This window comes from Loktanella fryxellensis (assembly GCF_900110065.1).
Lineage (GTDB): Bacteria > Pseudomonadota > Alphaproteobacteria > Rhodobacterales > Rhodobacteraceae > Loktanella > Loktanella fryxellensis.
The window spans coordinates 28,428-44,345 of record NZ_FOCI01000018.1 but is presented as its reverse complement, the minus strand read 5'-3'; the positions used below and the strand labels follow the sequence as shown (position 1 = coordinate 44,345).

The window sequence follows — 15,918 nt, the reverse complement described above, 5'->3', positions numbered from 1 at the left end:
GGGCCTCCTATGCCTTGTCCGCCGCAGTCCCCAGACGGCGGGTCATGCGGAAATAGGCGATGCAGAACAGCGACAGGAAGATGCAGATGACCACGGCGCGGGCGGCGCCTTCGCCGTATTTCTTGGACCCGATGGCGGTCTGGTAAGTGTCGATGATCATCGTGGTGGTGGACCCGGACGGCCCGCCCTGCGTCAGGATCCAGATGATGTCGAAGCTGTTGAAGGTGGCGATCAGCGACAGCATCGACATGGTGATGATCGCGGGCGCCATCAGCGGCAGGGTGATGCGGCGGAACCGGTACCAGCGGCTGGCGCCGTCGGTCCATGCGGCCTCGTACAGATCGCGCGGGATCGCCTGGATGGCGGCAAGGAAATAGATCGTCACCATCGGCACGCCGATCCACACGTCGGTGATGATCGTCGCCCAATAGGCGCTGTTGCCGTAGGCGAGGAACGCCACCGGCCCGTCGACCAGTCCGAAGCGCTGCAGCAGGCCCGAGATCATGCCGAACTGTCCGTTGTACATCCAGCCCCACATGAAGATGCCGATCGCCATCGGCACGATCCACGGCGGCATGGTCAGGATGCGGAACAGGTTGCGACCGGGCACGGCGCAGTTCAGCAGCACCGCCCCGCAGGTCCCGATCACCATCTTCAGCGCGACCGAACAGAAGGTCCATGTGAAGGTGCGCAGGATGATCTCGAGGAAGTCGCGGTCGAAGATCTTGGCGTAGTTGTCCCAGCCGACGTAATCGGCGGTCGGCCGCAGCGACGCATTGGTGACCGACAGCCGGAAGGTTTCCACGAGCGGCCAGGCCACGATCACCATGACATAGAGGATCGCCGGGGCCAGCAGCGCCCAGGCAAAAACCCATGCGGCGCGCGACTGGGTCATGCGACGGCACCGCGTTTCGTCAGCGCCGCGTCGTAGCGGTCCCAGATGGGCCGCAGATCGACCACCTGACGGCTGCGGCGCGCATCGTCCATCGACAGCGCCAAAATCCCCGCCTCCAGCGCATCCAGCGGCGACACGGGCAATGGGCCTGCGTGCATCACATGGGCCACCACCTCGGCGGCCATCGTCTCGTCCGCGCCGTAGTGCTGCGACAGGGCGGTGGCCTGATAGGTCTTGTCGATGCTCACAGCCTCGCTCAGCACATCCGTCACCTTGAACTGGGCGCGGATGAAATCGCCCTCGGCCTGCCCGCGTGTGCCGAACACGGCAAAGCGGCGGAACTGGTCGGGCGCGTTCAGGTTGGTGTGAAAGTTCAGGCCGACGCCGTTCGCGTATTCGACGATCGCCACCTGATAGTCGATGATGTCGCCGTCGCCGTCGAACACGCGGTCGGATCCGTTCCAGCCCGTGGGCTTGCGGTGGAACAGGCTCAGGTCGTTCACGCCGTCGTGGCGCGGGTCGTTTTCGGGGACGAAGGTCTTGCGCCCACCAAAGCTCGCCACCCGTTCGGGCCGCGCGCCGATCAGACCGTTATACAGGTCGAGGTCGTGGCAGCACTTTTCCAGCATGAAGCTGCCGGACCATTTTTCATATCTGCGCCAGTCGCGCATGAAGAACGCGCCGTGGTAGGGATAGATGTGTTCTGCCGCCTCGACGCTGACGATCTTGCCCAGAAGGCCGTCGTCACGCGCCGCGATCAGGTCGCGGTAAAGCGGCGCATAGCGCAGCACGAGGCCGACCAGCAGCCGGTCTGGGCCATGTTCCGCGATGAGTTTCGCAAGCTGATAGGTCTGCGCGATGGAGGAGACGATGGGCTTTTCCGAGAAGATCTTGTTGCCAGCCTCGAGCCCCAGACGGATGTGGTCGAGGTGCAGGTGATTGGGCGATCCGATCATCAGCAGGTCGTAGCCACCCGCCTTTACCAGCGCCTCGGGGCTGTCCCAGACGGTGCCGGGGTCGATGCCGTGTTCGGTCAGCGTGGCCAGACCCGCAGGGGCGGGATCGTAATAGCCGGTGATCCGGAAATCCGGGTCCATCTGGTCGAAGACATGGCCCAGATAGCCCAGACGATACCCCAGACCAATGATCGCGACCTTCATGCCCAGCCCCCGGATACGAAATTCATTTTCTGATGGTGGGCGAGGGTGGGGCGTTACGTCAAGGAATTTCGTTATAAATTCACATAAACACAACAATCATGTAATTCATTTTCAGGTTTGACCGATAAATCAGCGGGTCCGGCCCGGATGTTTTCAAGGCGTTCCGGGCGGGGCCTACCCGGCGTGCACCGGCAGCCGTGCCAGACCCAGGATCGCCGCACCGATCAGCCCCGGTTCCACCGCGCACCGGGCCGGCACCACGAGGGGGGCATCGAATCGCTGCAGGATGCGGGCACGCACGGCGACGTCGAGCGCGCTCACCAGCGGGGTCGCATTGGACAGCCCGCCGCCCACCGCGATCACCCCCGCGCCCAGCACGTTCTGCACCATGGCGAGCGGTCCGGCCAGCAGCGCCAGCCAGACGGCGATGGTCCGGGCGGCCGCGGGATCATGCGCCAGCCAGCCGCCCACGATGGCGCGGCTGTCGCGGGCGTCGCCGTGCAGATGCATGTGCAACCGCTCCATCCCGCGGGCGGAACACACCGCATCGAGGCATCCGGTCTGCCCGCAGCCGCAGGCAAACGCGGGCAGCGTCACGGGTGGATCGTCGAGGATGCGCTGCGCCACGGGGCCATGCCCGATCTCTCCCGCGAAACCCGCGCCGTTGATGAGCTGCCCGCGCACCACCACCCCGCCACCGACCCCGGTGCCGAGAATCAGGCCCAGCACCACGTCGTGCCCGCGCCCCGCGCCGATCGCGGCCTCGGCCAGCGCAAAGCAGTCGGCGTCGTTGGCCAGCACCACGGGCAGATGCAGGGCCGCTTCCAGCTCCGCGCGCAGCAGACGGCCCGACAGGCAGGGAATGTTGGCGATCAGCGCGCGGCCCGTGATCCCGTCGACGGCCCCCGCGATGGAGAACGCCAGCACGGCAGGGCGCGTGCTGGCGCCCGCGATGGCACCCCGCAGCACGGCCACGAAGGCGTCGAAATCATGGGCCGGCGTGGGCACGCGGCCCCTCACCACGATGGCGTCGGGGCCGGTCGCCTCCGCCACCTTGATCGCGGTGCCGCCGATATCAAAACACAGGATCATTGCCGCACACCGCCGATCCAGACCGCATCCGCGGTGATCCCCGGCCCGAGCGCAAAGAAGTCCGCCCGTGCGCCGGGGTTCAGGTGGCCCCGGTCGGACAGGCCCATGGCGGCGGCGGGGGCCGTGGTCGCCAGCGCCAATGCGTCGCCCAGATCGAGGCCCAGCGTCACATGCAGCCAGCGCACCGCGTCGATCAGCGCGATGTCCGCGCCCGCCAGCGTGCCACAGGCCAGCGTCAGGCGCCCCCCCTGCCGCAGGATGCGCCGCCCGTTCAGGTGAAGCTCATGCAGGCCAGTGCCCACGGTGGACATGGCGTCCGACACGGCGAAGAGGCCCGCAGGCCCCGCCTTGGCCCGCAAGGCGATGCGCAGGCTCGCCGCATCGACGTGGAACCCGTCGGCGATGATCCCGGCCCACAGTCGCCCGTCGTCCAGCGCCGCCCCCACCAGACCGGGCGCGCGGTGACCGAGCGGCGACATCGCATTGAAGAGATGCGTCACCATCCGGGCACCAGCCTCCACGCAGGCGAGTGCTGTGGCATGGTCCGCATCCGTATGCCCCAGACTGACGGTGACACCGGCCTGGGCCAAGGCTGCGATCTGGTCCGGCGTCACCGATTCCGGCGCCACCGTGCACACCAGATGGGCGAGGCCGGTGGTGGTCAGGGCCGCGAGGTCCGCGTCCTCCATCGCCCGGATCAGCGCCGGGTCGTGGGTGCCCTTGCGTGCCACCGCCAGATGCGGCCCCTCGAGGTGCAGGCCGAGAAAGCCGGGCACGTCGCCGGCCCCCCCCTCTTGCACATGCCGGCCTGCCGCGATGGCGCGGGCCGTCACGTCTGGGGTGTCGGTGATCAGCGTGACCAGCGTGGCGGTGGTCCCGAACCGGGCATGGGCGGCACAGATGGATTTGATCCCGTCCACATCCGTGGCGTCGTTGAACAGCACCCCGCCGCCGCCGTTCACCTGCAGATCGACCAGACCGGGCACCAGCGGCAGGTCCAGCACCTGACCCGCAGGTGCCGCCGCCCACGGCACGATGCCCGCCACGCGACCGTCTTGCACCAACAGCGCCGCGCCATCGTGCCAGCGGTGACCATCGAAGATGCGCGGCGCGTGAAGGGCTGTGACGGGGGCCATGAATCAGCGTTACCAGACGGTCCCGCGCGCCGCCACAGCCAGCACGCGGGTGACGCGGCCCCCGCGATGGAACACCATCCGGTCGCACAGGTTCGACACGACGCAGGTGTGGTTCGGCACCACCGCGATCTGGTCACCGACCTGCGGCAGGGGGCCGGTGCAGCCGGTCAGATCGACCACGCCATGCTCCTCTGACAGGGTGACGATCCGGGCCCCCGGCAGGGCCGGGATCAGGCCGTGGTCGGCGAACCCCAAGAGGTCCGATGTCAGCGCCTTGGACCCCGCATCCAGCACCATGCGGTCTGCCGTGGGGCGCGAGACGACCGTGGTCAGCACCTGCATCGCCAGATCGTCAGGGCCGCAGGCGCCCGCCCGCAGCATCGCGCGGTCGTTGTAGACGTAGGTGCCAGCGCGATGCTCGGTCGCACTGGGGACGAGGTGTGCGGAAAAGAGGTCCGGACTGCCGCCGTTCGACCGCACCGGACAGGGCAGCCCCAGATCCGCCATCCGCGCCATGGCGTCCTGCAGGAACGCCTCGACCGCCACGGCCCCGCCCACGGGGGGATAGGTCAGCAGCCCGTCGCAGCGCAGGCCGGGATGGGCCGCGATGCTTTGCGCCAGCGCCACTGCAGCCGCAGGCGTCTGCACGCCGCAGCGCGCAGCACCCGTGTCGCACTCCACCAGCACCCCCAGCGGGCGTACGGGGTCGGTAAAGGTCGCGGCCAGACCCGCCACCGTCACGGCACTGTCCGCCACCACGCGCAAGGTGGCGACCCGTGCGTGCAGCACCGCCAGCCGTGCCAGACGCACAGGGCCGAGGATGTTGTAGGTGATCAGGATGTCGGTGAATCCGGCATCGGCGAACACCTCCGCCTCGCTGATCTTCTGACAGTTGAGGCCGACCGCCCCCGCAGCTGTCTGCTGATGTGCGATGTCGGGGATCTTGTGGGACTTGATATGAGGGCGGAACGCCAGACCGTGGGCGTTCATGTAACTTTGCGTGCGCGCGATGTTGGCACTCAGCCGGTCCTCGTCGATCACCGCCATGGGGGTGATGATGTCGGACAGGGACGTGCCGGGGGCGGGCCACGGGAAATGGGGGGGGACACTCATTGCGCGGCCTCCACGGCGCCGAAGGGGTCGGCCACGCGCGGCCAGATGTCGGCGCGCACGTGGACGTAAGGCGTCGTTGCCGGATCGTTGGGATAGGGTTTGCCTGCCGCACAATAGATGATGTCGGCGGCGATCGGGTGGAATGCCGCATGGAAATGGTTGGTGGACTTGATCACCAGCAGGCGGCAGGCCAGCGGGTCGATCCCCATGACGGTAAAGAGCGAGGGATCGTAGCTTTGCGCGCGGACGGTGTTCAGGATCACCTCGATCCCCGTCTCGGCCCCCTGCGCGTCCAGCAGGGCGATCCGCGCGGCGGGCCCAAAAGGCACCACGCTTTCGCCGAACACCATCGCGGCATTCGCCACCAGTGCCTCGACGCGGACCAGCGCATCCACCGGATCGCCGGTCTGGGGTGCCGATTTCGCACCGAAACGCAGCGGGATCACGCCGCCCGTGCCCGCCGCCTCGCACAGGGTCACGGCGATGGGGTCCCAGATCGTGCCGAAGGCCACGCCGCGCAGCCCGCGCGCCATCGCGGCCTTCAGCAGCACCGTGGCATCCCCGGCGGTGCCGCCGCCGGGATTGTCCCACATGTCGGCGATCACCACCGGGCCCGTGACGCCACCGGGGGCGGTCACCGCCACGGCCAGATCCAGCGCCGCATCCTCGTCGAGGCTCGGCATCATGTGGCGGCCGCGGTTGGCGAACAGCTCCTGCCCCAAGCGCTGCGCCAGCGCCGCGCCACAGGCTGCATCGCCATCGGTCACGGCGATCATGTGGGTCCCCATCTCCGGCACGTCGCCGGCCATGAAGCCGTGGATCGCCGACAGCGACAGCACGCGCGGATCATCCGCCTCGATCGCGATCATCCGATCGACGAAACCCCGCATCGGCTCGCGCGAGGTCGGGAACACGTCGATCATCCGGCAATCATAAGTGGACATCACCGGACGCACGCGGCCTTGCAGCGTATCGACCACGATGGCCCACAGGTTGCGGGCGCAATCGACGAAATCCGTGTGCGGAAACTCCTTGAACGCGACGAAAAAATCCGCGGCCTGCACCCGCTGTGCCGTCAGGTGGCTGTGCGGATCGAGGCTGGCGCAGACCAGCACGTCGGGGCCCACCATGGTGCGGATGCGCGCCAGCAGATCGCCTTCGGGGTCGATGCAGCCTTGTGCCACCATCGCGCCATGCAGCCCCAGCACCACCGCATCGACGGGCAGCGCCGCCTGCAACTGCGCCAGGATCTCGTCGCGCAGCCCCTCGTGGGCCGCCTGCGCCACCAGACCCGCCGGATCGGCCCATGCGGCGGTGCCTTCGATCAGGGTCCAGCCGAGGGCCGCACAGACGCCGCGCCCCACGGGGATGGGGGCGGTGCACAGCGTCGCCGTGTCGGGATGCGTGCCAGGGGGGGCATAGAAGGAGTCGAGGAACGCCCGCCGGTCGATCACGATGGGCGAAAAGGTGTTCGTCTCGGTCGCCATGGCGGCCACGAAGATGCGCCTGTGCCCCGCCGTTTCCGTGTCCCGCATCATCCCTCAGGCGTCCTTGATATGCGGCAGGTAGCCTATGAACCCCGCGATCTTCCACTGCCCCCCCACCTTGCGGCACCAGTAGAGGGTCTGCCAGTTCATCCGCTCGTCCGGGCCATCGGTGCGGGGTAGATGGCCGTCGAACTTCTTGCGCACCAGCGCGGTATCCCCGGTGATCTCGATCTCTTCCAGCCGGGTGGCGGCATGGATGCCGCTGCGCGGATCGCCCGCATAGGCGCCCGCGTCGCGCTGACGGGCGAAATCCTGCGCCTGCGCCAGCCAGTCGGTGCGATAAGCGTCAAGGTTCGGATAGGCGAGGGTGTAGCCCTGCGGGTCGGGCTGGAAATGCCCGCTGATCCCGGTGAAGTTGTCCGCCAGAAAGTCGTCCGCCACCGCCGCCCAGTCGGCAGCCACAAAGGCGTCGATGTCGCGCGGCACCAGCATGGTCCAGATCGCACGGCGGTCAGCATCGTGGCTGGGAAACGGGCAGGCGAAGGGATCGCGAGAGGTCATGGGAGGGGTGGCCTTTCCTGCGGTCGTGAAATTCATTTAGAGGATTGCACATGAACTCTGGAAAAATCCAGATGAATGTGGCTGAATAAGCATCATAGGCGAAAATGAATTTCGTCCATGGTCCGAAAACCAGCACAGGACGGTCATGACCCAGTCGCCAGATCCCATCGCCACCCCAGCCAACGCCAATGGTCCCGCCGACCTGATCATGGCGCTGACCGACGAGGAGGGGCGCCTGTCGCCGCTGGAGAAGAAGCTGGCGGACTTCGTGCTGGCGGACGCGCATTACGCGACCAACGCCTCGATCACCGACATCGCCACCGGGGCGGGCGTGTCGCCGCCCACGGTGACGCGGTTCTGCCGCAGGCTGGGGTGTGCGTCGTTCTCCGACTTCAAGGTGCAGCTGGCGAAAAGCGCCTATGTCGGCCTGCGCTATCTGCGGCCCGACATCGTCACCGCGACGCCGCAGGAGGTGGCCGAGGACATCGTGACCAAGGCGCAGAACGCCCTGTTCGAGATGCACCGCACCCTCGATCTGGAGCGCGTGCAGGCGGCGGTCGATCTGCTGGTGGGGGCACGGATGATCCATGCCTTCGGCTCTGGCGGCAACTCCTCGATGATCGCGGCCGAGATGCAGAACCGCCTGTTCCGTCTGGGCCTGCGCATCGCGTCGTCCAGCGATCATGGCATGAACCTGATGCTGGCGGCGGCGGCGGAGCCCGGCACCGTGGTCTTCGGGTCGTCCTTCACCGGGCGCAACCGGGAACTGATCCACTGTTTCCAGCTGTTGCGCGACCGCGGCGTGCCGACCATCGCGCTGACCCAAGGCGCGTCACCACTGGCCGATGTGGCCCAGGTGGTGATCGCCGTCGATCTGCCCGAGGGGCGCAACATCTTTCGCGCGACCTCGACCCGCTATGCCTCGCTCGCGGTGGTCGACATCGTCGCCAACCTGGTGGCCTACGCCGACCGCCAGCGGTCGGCCCGCACCCTGCGCCGGATCAAGGAGGCGCTGATCACCCACCGCGACGGCGACGACAGCCAGATCCTGGGCGACTGACGCCATGACAGCCCATCAGACACCGAGGACCCCATCATGACTGCACGACTGGCGATCGTCACGGGCGGTGCTGGCGACATCGGACGCGCCATCGCATCGCGTCTGGCGCGCGACCACGACCACGTCATCCTCGCCGATCTGGACGAGGCGGCGGCCCGCCGGGCGGCGCGCGCGCTGGGGGACGGCTTTACCGCCCTGCCCGTCGACGTGACCGATGCGGACAGTTGCGCCGTGCTGGCGGCGACGGTCGCCACCTTTGGCGACCTCGCGACGCTGGTGAACAATGCGGGGGCTGCCCGGGCGGGCAGCCTCGCGGCCACCAGCGTCGCGGACTGGCAGGCGGACCGGGCGCTGAACCTCGATGCGGCATTCGTGATGTTCCACGCGGTGGCGGGCCAGCTGATCGCCGCGCGCGGGTCGGTGGTGAACGTGGCCTCGGTCAACGGGATGGGCGTCTATGGCCACCCGGCCTATGCGGCGGCCAAGGCGGGGATGATCCACCTCACGCGCCTGATCGCAGTGGAATACGGGCAATACGGCGTGCGGGCCAACGCCGTGGCCCCCGGCACCGTGGCGACCCAAGGCTGGTCGGCCCGCGCCACAGCCAACCCCGCGGTGTTCGAGGAGGCCGCCCGTCACTATGCCCTGGGGCGGATCGTGCAGCCCGTGGACGTAGCCGAGGCGGTGGGCTTTCTCGCCTCGCCACTCGCCGCGGCCATCACCGGCGTGTGCCTGCCGGTCGATTGCGGCCTGACGGCGGGCATCCCGGCGCTGGCCGCCACCTTCAGCCAATCCCCCGACTACACCGCCTGAGGAGCCGACAGATGACCCTGTTTCTTGAAAACGCATGGCTGCCGGACCCCGCGCCCGCCGGCACGTGGCAGCTCACGCTGACCAACCTGTCGGATGCGCCGCTGGCGGATTTCACCCTGTCGCTGACCTCGATCACGCGGATCATGCCGGATCACGACGTGCAGGGGGCGAGTTTCCTGCAGCGGGACGCGAACTTTCATCAGTTCGCACCGCTGGACGACGCCCCGCTCGCCCCCGGCCAGGCATGGACGTTCCGCATCACCGGGCTGAACCGACAGCCGTTCCACCGCAACGACGCGGCCAAGACGGCGTGGGTCACGACGGCGGACGGCGTGCATCATGCCGTCATGGTGGGCGACCTGACCCGTGGCGGCACAGCCCCCGTCCTGCCGCAACCGCGTCTGCCGGACGGAAAGCTCACCCTGCCCTTCGCCCTGCTGCCGTGGCCGAACGCCATCGACGCTGTCCCCGGCGACGCGCCCGTCATCCTGCACGGCGTGGATGCTGACGTGGACACGCTGCGCCTGATGCTGGACGTGGATGCGCTGCACGCCCGCCTGTTCCCCGCCGCGCGAAAACTGTTCCAGCTGTCACCCACTCCCGGCAGTCGTGCGTTGCGCTTTGCCACGGACCCGGGCCTGCCCGCCGAGGGCTACACCCTCGACTTCGGCACCGACATCACGCTGACGGCGGCGACAGAGGCAGGCCGCCGCTGGGGCCTGATCGCGCTGGCGCAGATGCTGCATGGCGCCTTCGCCGATCCCGCCTTCCGCTTTCCGGCGACGGGCCGGATCGCGGATGCGCCGCGCTATGGCTGGCGCGGCTGCCATCTGGACGTGTCGCGCCACTTCTGGCCGGTGGAGGACGTGACGCGGATCATCGACATCCTGGCCTGGCACAAGCTGAACCTGTTCCACTGGCACCTGACCGACGACGAAGGCTGGCGGGCCGAGATCAAGGCCTTTCCTGCGCTGACCGCCGCTGGCGCCACCCGCAGCGCCGCCCTGCCCGCCATGCTGCCGCAACTGGGCGACGGGCCTGAGGCCGCACACCAGTTCTACACCCAAGGTCAGATGCGCGCCGTGGTCGCCCATGCCGCACGCGTGGGCGTCGAGGTGATGCCAGAGATCGAGACGCCCGGCCATGCGGCCTGCGTGCTGGCGGCCCTGCCCGACCTCGCCGATCCCAGCGAGCGGCCCGACAGCTACTATTCGGTGCAGGGGTTCTTCAACAACGCACTGAACCCCGCGATGCCGGGCGTCTATGCGATGCTCGAGACGGTCTTCGACGAGATCACAGCGATCTTCCCCTCGCGTTACCTGCACATCGGCGGCGACGAGGTCGCGGCGAACGCCTGGATGGCCTCGCCCCGCGCCCAGCAGCTGATGGAACAGGAGGGGCTGGCGGGGACGTTTGAGCTGCAGAGCCACTTCATGCGCCGGATCAAGGCGATGCTGACCGCGCGCGGCCGCGTCATGGTGGGCTGGAACGAGATCGCCCACGGCGGTGGCGTGCCGCCCGAAGACACGCTGGTGATGGCGTGGGAAAATCCGGCGGTCGGCATCGCGCTGGCCCGCGAAGGCTATGACGTGGTGATGACGCCGGGACAGGCCTACTACCTCGACATGGTGCAGTCCGGCGACTGGCTGGACAACGGCGCGGGCTGGGCGGGGCCGGTGCCGCCCGCGCAGTCCTATGCCTTTGAGGCGGAGGGGGATTTCCCCGAAGAGTTGCGCCAACACATGCGCGGTGTGCAGGCCTGCATCTGGTGCGAACACTATACCACCCGCGCGTGGTTCAACGATCTGGTGTTCCCGCGTCTGGAGGCGGTGGCCGAGGCGGCGTGGACCCACACCGCGCACAAGGACTGGCTGCGCTTTACCGCACAGGTCCGCCTGCACCCCACCCTGTAACACCCACCGGGGGTGCGGATCGCGCACCCCCGCCGCCACCATCCGAAAGACAGGCCCATGCGCATCGCCACCGGCGGCATCCACACGGAATGCTCCACCTCCTCCCCCGTCCTGATGCAGCCCGCCGATTTCCGCGTGCTGCGCGGCGACGCCCTGATCGCCGATCCGCATTTCGCCTTTCTGCAGGGCGATGCCGCCGATGTGGTGCCGCTGCTGCACGCCCGTGCGGTCCCCGGCGGGCCGCTGGCGCGGGCCACCTATGACGCGCTGAAGGCGGAGTTCATGGAGCGTCTGGCAGCGGCATTGCCCGTCGATGCGGTCTATCTGGCGCTGCACGGCGCCATGCATGTGGACGGGATGTGGGACGCGGAGGGCGACTGGATCGCGTCCGTGCGCGATATGGTCGGTCCCGACATGCTGATTGGGTGCAGCTTTGATCTGCACGGCAACGTCTCTCAATCCATCGTGGACCGCATCGACATCTTCGCCGCCTATCGCACGGCACCCCACATCGACGTGGCCGACACGATGGCCGCCACATGGGCCATGCTGCGCCGGGCGCTGCACGACGGCATCCGCCCCGGCGTGGTCCGCGTGCCCGTGCCGCTGCTGCTGCCGGGCGAGCGGTCGTCGACCGAAGACGAGCCCGCCCGCAGCCTCTATGCCGCCTTGCCGGCGCTAGAGGGGCCGGACGTGTGGCGCACCGATCTGATGATCGGCTACGTCTGGGCCGACGAGCCGCGCGCCACCGCCTGCGCCGTGGTGACGGGCACCGACCGCGACGCGGCGATGGCGGCAGGCAAGGCCATCGCGCAGGCGTTCTGGGACGCGCGCGACGATTTCGCCTTCGGTCCCGTCACGGGGCCGCTGGAGGAGATGCTGGCGATTGCGGCACAAGCCACCACGCGGCCCGTGATCCTCGCGGACAGCGGCGACAACCCCACGGGCGGCGGCGTGGGCGACCGCGCCGACGTGCTGTCAGCACTGATCGCAGCCAACTGGCAGGACGCGCTGGTGGCGGGCATCACCGACGCGCCGGCGGTCGCAGCCTGCATGGCCGCGGGCGTGGGTGCCGTCCTGAAGCTGACCATCGGCGCCAGCCTCGATCCCGCTGGCATCCAGGTGCAGGCGGAGGCCACAGTGATCTCGCTGCATCCGGGTGGGGCCCCAGCCATGGCGCAGGCGGTGGTGCGGATCGGTGGCATCACGCTGGTGCTGGCCGCCCGCCGCCGCCCCTATCACGACATCGCGGATTTCACCGCACTGGGGCTGGACCCCGCAGGGGTGGCGCTGCTGGTGGTGAAGTCGGGGTATCTGTCGCCGCAGCTTGCGCCCTTGGCTGACCCCAACCTGATGGCGCTGACCGAAGGTGTGGTCAATCAGGACATCCCCCGCCTGCCCAACCGGCACCGCGCCCCCGGCACCCTGCCGTTCGAGGCCAATCCCGATTACCGCCCCGACCCGCAGCCCTCGGCCCGGTTCACTGCGTAACCCATGGGAGGATGGATCGCCCTGCTGCGCGGACACGCGATCCTGCGCACATCGGCGCTGGCGATCTTCCTCTATGGCTTCGCCGGCGCTGCGACCTCGCCCTATCAGGCGGTCATAGGCATCCGCGAACTGGGCCTGTCGGACGCCGCCTATGCCGCCATCAGTCTGATCGCCGCGGTGGCCAACGTCGCCATCGCGGTGGCGAGCGGCTTTCTGTCGGACCGCCACCAGCGCTACCGCGCGCCGCTGACCTTCGTCGCGGCCTTCGGCCTGCTGGGCTATGGGGCGGTCTGGCTGCACCCAACGCAACTGACCTTCGCTTTCGCCATGGTGGGGCCGCTGGCGCTGTTCCATGCCACGAACTCCATGCTGTTCGGCAACCTGCGCAGCCGCACCACGGATTTCACGGCCCCCCAGACCGCCATCGCCACGGCGTTGATGCGGATGATGATCTCGCTGTCCTGGGTGCTGGTGCCGGGCATCGTGGGCGTGCTGCTGCTGGGCCGCGACAGCCTGATCGGCGCCTACGGGATCGCCGCCCTGTTCGCCACGCTGTGTCTGGCCACGATCCTGACGCTGCCTCGTGACGCAAACCCCCTGCCCCGCACCGGCCCGCGACCGGGTGCGCTGAGCGATCTGTGGGGCGTGCTGTCGCGGGGCATGGCGGCGCGGATCATGGGCGTCGCCCTCATCACGCAGGTGCTGACCGTGAACGCCACGGTGCTGCCGCTGATCGTCACGGGCCGCGCAGGCGGGACGGCCGCCGACATCGGGATCCTCGTGGGGATGGTCGCCCTGATCGAGGTGGTGTTCATGGTCCTTTGGGCTATGGCGATCACACGAATACGGATCACCATGGCGCTATTCATCAATGCAGCACTCTATTTTGCCTATCTCGCGGCCCTTGCCGTGGCCACGGCGCCGTGGCACGTCTATGTGGCAAGCGTGGTGGGCGGCATCGGGGCGGCGGGGATCATCTCGCTCCCCATCAGCTACCTGCTCGACCTGATCCGCGACCGCCCGGGCCTGTCGGCGTCGCTCATCGCGGTGAACATGTTCCTGGGGGCCGCACTGGGGTCGGCGGTCTTCGCGCTGGGGACGCACGTGGCGGGCTATGGCACGGCGTCCGTGCTGGGCGGTGTGGCAGGGATCGCGGGGGCGGCGCTCTTGGTGATGCTGGAAAGGGACAGGACATGATCCTGCTGGAGATATGCGTCGACGATATCGCGGGGCTCAACGCGGCCCTTGCGGGCGGGGCCGACCGGATCGAGCTTTGCGCCGCACTCGCGCTTGGCGGCCTCACCCCGCCCCCCGGCCTGATGCAGCACGCGGGGCGTGGGCCACTGCCAGCATTCGCGATGATCCGTCCGCGTGCGGGTGATTTCGTCTGGGATGCGGCAGAGGTCGCGGCCCAGATCGCTGACATCGCAGCCGCCCGTGCGGCGGGGCTTGCGGGTGTGGTGATCGGGGCCTCGCACCCCGACGGCAGCCTCGATGCGGGCGTGCTGGCGCAACTGGTGGAGGCGGCCCGCGGCCTCGACATCACGCTGCACCGCGCCATCGACCTGACACCGGACGTGGGTCGCGCACTGGCGGTCTGCCGGGATCTGGGGATCGGCCGCGTGCTGTCGTCGGGGGGTGCGCTGACCGCGCTGGACGGCGGGGCGCGCCTTGCGGCGATGCAGGCGGCGGGCGGCGTCACGGTGATGCCCGGCGGCGGGATCACCGCGCAGAACGTCGCACGGCTCGCCCATCACCTGCATCTGGCCGAGGTGCATGCCTCCTGCAGCGCCCCCCTGCCCGCCCCCACGGACGTGCGCATCGCGGATTTCGGCTTTCAGCCGCCCGGTGCGCGCGGCACCGATGCCACCCGCGTGCGCGCCCTGCGACTGGCGCTGGATCAGCTGGGGGCCGGGTTCGACGGGGCCGGCACCACCGGGTGCACCAGCTCGTAGTAATCCCGCAGGGCCAGCGCACCCGCCGCATCCGCGTCCAGCACCACCGTGACCTTGGGGTGCATCTGCAGCACCGACGCCGGGCAGGCCGCCGTCACCGGCCCCTCGATCATCCGCGCGACCACATCCGCCTTGGCCGCCCCGAAGGCCAGCAAGACGATCTCCTGCGCCCGCAGGATCGTCCCGATCCCCATGGTGATCGCGAGGCGCGGCACGTCGTCCACATCGTCGAAGTAGCGCGCATTTGCGTCGCGGGTCGAGGCGGTCAGCGTCTTGATCCGGGTGAGCGAGGCAAGGCTCGACGTCGGTTCGTTGAACCCGATATGCCCGTTCGCCCCCAGCCCCAGCAATTGCAGCCCGATGTCGCCGGCGGCCCTGATCGCGGCCTCATACCGCTCGGCCTCCGCCTCTGCGTCGGCGACATCGCCGCGCGGCAGATGCGCCCGGGCGGGGTCCATGTCCACGTAACCGAACAGCTTTTCGCGCATGTAGGCCCAGTAGGAGCAGGGGTGATCCGGTGACAGGCCGACATATTCGTCGAGGTTGAAGCTGTGCGCGCCGGCAAAGCTGACGGCCCCCGACTGGTATCGCGCGATCAGCGCGGCATAGACCGCCTCCATCGTGCCACCCGTGGCCAGCCCCAGCACGGCGTCCGGTTGCCGCGCCAAATGGCCTACCACCAGATCGGCCACGCAGGCGGTGGCGGTGTCGCGGGTCTGGTGGATCAGCACCTTCATCGCATCACCCCTCCAGCGGCTTCCAGGCCAGCACGTCGATCTCGACCTTCGCATCGACCATCAGGCGCGATTCCACCGTGGACCGGGCGGGCGGATGCGCGCCGAAATGCTTGGCGAAGACCGCGTTGAAGGACGAGAAGTCGCGCGCATCGTCGAGCCAGCAGTTCACCTTGACGATGTCCTCGAACCCCGCACCCGCCAGGGCCAGCACGTCGCGGATGTTGGCGATCACCTGTTCGGTCTGCGCCACGATGCCTCCCGCGACGACCTCGCCGTCCACGGTGGGCACCTGACCCGAGACGTGGATGTAGTCGCCCGCGCGCACGGCGCGTGCGAAGGGGCGCCTTTGCCCCCCCGCCTGCGCGTCGGCGGTATCATAGCGGATCAGGGTCTGGCGGGGCATGGCAGGGGTCCGGAGCTGGAGATTTGGTTCGCGTCAGCCTGTCACGCCGCATGGGGGCGTTCAACAGCAACCACCCCGGATGCCGCACGGGTGCGTTGCGCA

Annotated in this window: 15 protein-coding genes; 6 read left to right on the top strand and 9 right to left on the bottom strand. The window is 68.8% G+C overall.

Annotation, left to right across the window (positions count from 1 at the left end; genetic code table 11):
- Window positions 1-7 precede the first annotated feature (7 nt).
- The 7 genes from BMX16_RS12975 to BMX16_RS12945 form a co-directional block, all read right to left on the bottom strand.
- Window positions 8-895, bottom strand: a complete 888-nt coding sequence (locus BMX16_RS12975; protein WP_089904336.1) for a carbohydrate ABC transporter permease — start codon at window positions 893-895, stop codon at window positions 8-10.
- Window positions 892-2,055: a Gfo/Idh/MocA family protein gene (locus BMX16_RS12970; RefSeq protein WP_089904334.1), complete on the bottom strand. Its 1,164-nt coding sequence runs from the start codon at window positions 2,053-2,055 to the stop codon at window positions 892-894. Before BMX16_RS12970 ends, BMX16_RS12975 begins: the two co-directional genes overlap by 4 nt.
- A 174-nt stretch (window positions 2,056-2,229) precedes the next feature.
- Window positions 2,230-3,147, bottom strand: a complete 918-nt coding sequence (locus BMX16_RS12965; RefSeq protein ID WP_089904331.1) for an ROK family protein — start codon at window positions 3,145-3,147, stop codon at window positions 2,230-2,232.
- Window positions 3,144-4,283, bottom strand: coding sequence for an N-acetylglucosamine-6-phosphate deacetylase (nagA, locus tag BMX16_RS12960; RefSeq protein ID WP_089904328.1), 1,140 nt, complete (start codon window positions 4,281-4,283; stop codon window positions 3,144-3,146). Before nagA ends, BMX16_RS12965 begins: the two co-directional genes overlap by 4 nt.
- A 9-nt stretch (window positions 4,284-4,292) precedes the next feature.
- Window positions 4,293-5,396: a D-TA family PLP-dependent enzyme gene (locus BMX16_RS12955; protein WP_089904325.1), complete on the bottom strand. Its 1,104-nt coding sequence runs from the start codon at window positions 5,394-5,396 to the stop codon at window positions 4,293-4,295.
- The gene (locus tag BMX16_RS12950) at window positions 5,393-6,934 is read right to left on the bottom strand and encodes a M81 family metallopeptidase (RefSeq protein WP_245731542.1); all 1,542 of its coding nucleotides are present in this window, start codon (window positions 6,932-6,934) and stop codon (window positions 5,393-5,395) included. The genes BMX16_RS12955 and BMX16_RS12950 overlap by 4 nt, the downstream gene beginning before the upstream one ends.
- A 3-nt stretch (window positions 6,935-6,937) precedes the next feature.
- Window positions 6,938-7,444, bottom strand: a complete 507-nt coding sequence (locus BMX16_RS12945) for a hypothetical protein (protein WP_089904322.1) — start codon at window positions 7,442-7,444, stop codon at window positions 6,938-6,940.
- A 145-nt stretch (window positions 7,445-7,589) separates the two neighbouring features.
- Between BMX16_RS12945 and BMX16_RS12940 the strand changes: the two genes are divergently transcribed.
- Genes BMX16_RS12940 through BMX16_RS12915 form a run of 6 tightly spaced genes read left to right on the top strand, consistent with a single transcriptional unit; the run spans window position 7,590 to window position 14,676 of the window.
- Window positions 7,590-8,504, top strand: coding sequence for a MurR/RpiR family transcriptional regulator (locus BMX16_RS12940; RefSeq protein ID WP_245731540.1), 915 nt, complete (start codon window positions 7,590-7,592; stop codon window positions 8,502-8,504).
- Between the two features lie 36 nt (window positions 8,505-8,540).
- Window positions 8,541-9,317, top strand: coding sequence for an SDR family oxidoreductase (locus BMX16_RS12935; protein ID WP_089904319.1), 777 nt, complete (start codon window positions 8,541-8,543; stop codon window positions 9,315-9,317).
- 11 nt (window positions 9,318-9,328) lie between these two features.
- The gene (locus tag BMX16_RS12930; RefSeq protein WP_089904316.1) at window positions 9,329-11,230 is read left to right on the top strand and encodes a beta-N-acetylhexosaminidase; all 1,902 of its coding nucleotides are present in this window, start codon (window positions 9,329-9,331) and stop codon (window positions 11,228-11,230) included.
- Between the two features lie 57 nt (window positions 11,231-11,287).
- Window positions 11,288-12,721: a M81 family metallopeptidase gene (locus BMX16_RS12925; protein ID WP_089904313.1), complete on the top strand. Its 1,434-nt coding sequence runs from the start codon at window positions 11,288-11,290 to the stop codon at window positions 12,719-12,721.
- A 3-nt stretch (window positions 12,722-12,724) separates the two neighbouring features.
- Window positions 12,725-13,918: an MFS transporter gene (locus tag BMX16_RS12920; RefSeq protein ID WP_089904310.1), complete on the top strand. Its 1,194-nt coding sequence runs from the start codon at window positions 12,725-12,727 to the stop codon at window positions 13,916-13,918.
- Window positions 13,915-14,676 carry a copper homeostasis protein CutC gene (locus BMX16_RS12915; RefSeq protein WP_089904307.1) on the top strand — a complete coding sequence of 254 codons (762 nt, stop codon included), beginning with the start codon at window positions 13,915-13,917 and terminating at the stop codon, window positions 14,674-14,676. The genes BMX16_RS12920 and BMX16_RS12915 overlap by 4 nt, the downstream gene beginning before the upstream one ends.
- On the opposite strand, the gene nagB is transcribed toward BMX16_RS12915, so the two are convergent.
- Together nagB and BMX16_RS12905 are read right to left on the bottom strand one after the other, a co-directional pair.
- Window positions 14,622-15,413: a glucosamine-6-phosphate deaminase gene (gene nagB / locus BMX16_RS12910; RefSeq protein WP_089904303.1), complete on the bottom strand. Its 792-nt coding sequence runs from the start codon at window positions 15,411-15,413 to the stop codon at window positions 14,622-14,624. The genes BMX16_RS12915 and nagB overlap by 55 nt on opposite strands.
- 4 nt (window positions 15,414-15,417) lie before the next feature.
- Complete coding sequence (locus tag BMX16_RS12905; RefSeq protein ID WP_089904300.1) at window positions 15,418-15,816, bottom strand: RidA family protein; 399 nt, start codon at window positions 15,814-15,816, stop codon at window positions 15,418-15,420.
- Between the last annotated feature and the right edge of the window lie 102 nt (window positions 15,817-15,918).

Coding starts and splice junctions, on each gene's coding strand:
- BMX16_RS12955 (WP_089904325.1), bottom strand. CDS start 5,396: ATGAGTGTCCCCCCCCATTTCCCGTGGCCCGCCCCCGGCACGTCCCTG.
- BMX16_RS12935 (WP_089904319.1), top strand. CDS start 8,541: ATGACTGCACGACTGGCGATCGTCACGGGCGGTGCTGGCGACATCGGA.
- BMX16_RS12920 (WP_089904310.1), top strand. CDS start 12,725: ATGGGAGGATGGATCGCCCTGCTGCGCGGACACGCGATCCTGCGCACA.
- BMX16_RS12975 (WP_089904336.1), bottom strand. CDS start 895: ATGACCCAGTCGCGCGCCGCATGGGTTTTTGCCTGGGCGCTGCTGGCC.
- BMX16_RS12940 (WP_245731540.1), top strand. CDS start 7,590: ATGACCCAGTCGCCAGATCCCATCGCCACCCCAGCCAACGCCAATGGT.
- BMX16_RS12925 (WP_089904313.1), top strand. CDS start 11,288: ATGCGCATCGCCACCGGCGGCATCCACACGGAATGCTCCACCTCCTCC.
- BMX16_RS12915 (WP_089904307.1), top strand. CDS start 13,915: ATGATCCTGCTGGAGATATGCGTCGACGATATCGCGGGGCTCAACGCG.
- BMX16_RS12905 (WP_089904300.1), bottom strand. CDS start 15,816: ATGCCCCGCCAGACCCTGATCCGCTATGATACCGCCGACGCGCAGGCG.
- nagB (WP_089904303.1), bottom strand. CDS start 15,413: ATGAAGGTGCTGATCCACCAGACCCGCGACACCGCCACCGCCTGCGTG.
- nagA (WP_089904328.1), bottom strand. CDS start 4,283: ATGGCCCCCGTCACAGCCCTTCACGCGCCGCGCATCTTCGATGGTCAC.
- BMX16_RS12965 (WP_089904331.1), bottom strand. CDS start 3,147: ATGATCCTGTGTTTTGATATCGGCGGCACCGCGATCAAGGTGGCGGAG.
- BMX16_RS12950 (WP_245731542.1), bottom strand. CDS start 6,934: ATGATGCGGGACACGGAAACGGCGGGGCACAGGCGCATCTTCGTGGCC.
- BMX16_RS12945 (WP_089904322.1), bottom strand. CDS start 7,444: ATGACCTCTCGCGATCCCTTCGCCTGCCCGTTTCCCAGCCACGATGCT.
- BMX16_RS12930 (WP_089904316.1), top strand. CDS start 9,329: ATGACCCTGTTTCTTGAAAACGCATGGCTGCCGGACCCCGCGCCCGCC.
- BMX16_RS12970 (WP_089904334.1), bottom strand. CDS start 2,055: ATGAAGGTCGCGATCATTGGTCTGGGGTATCGTCTGGGCTATCTGGGC.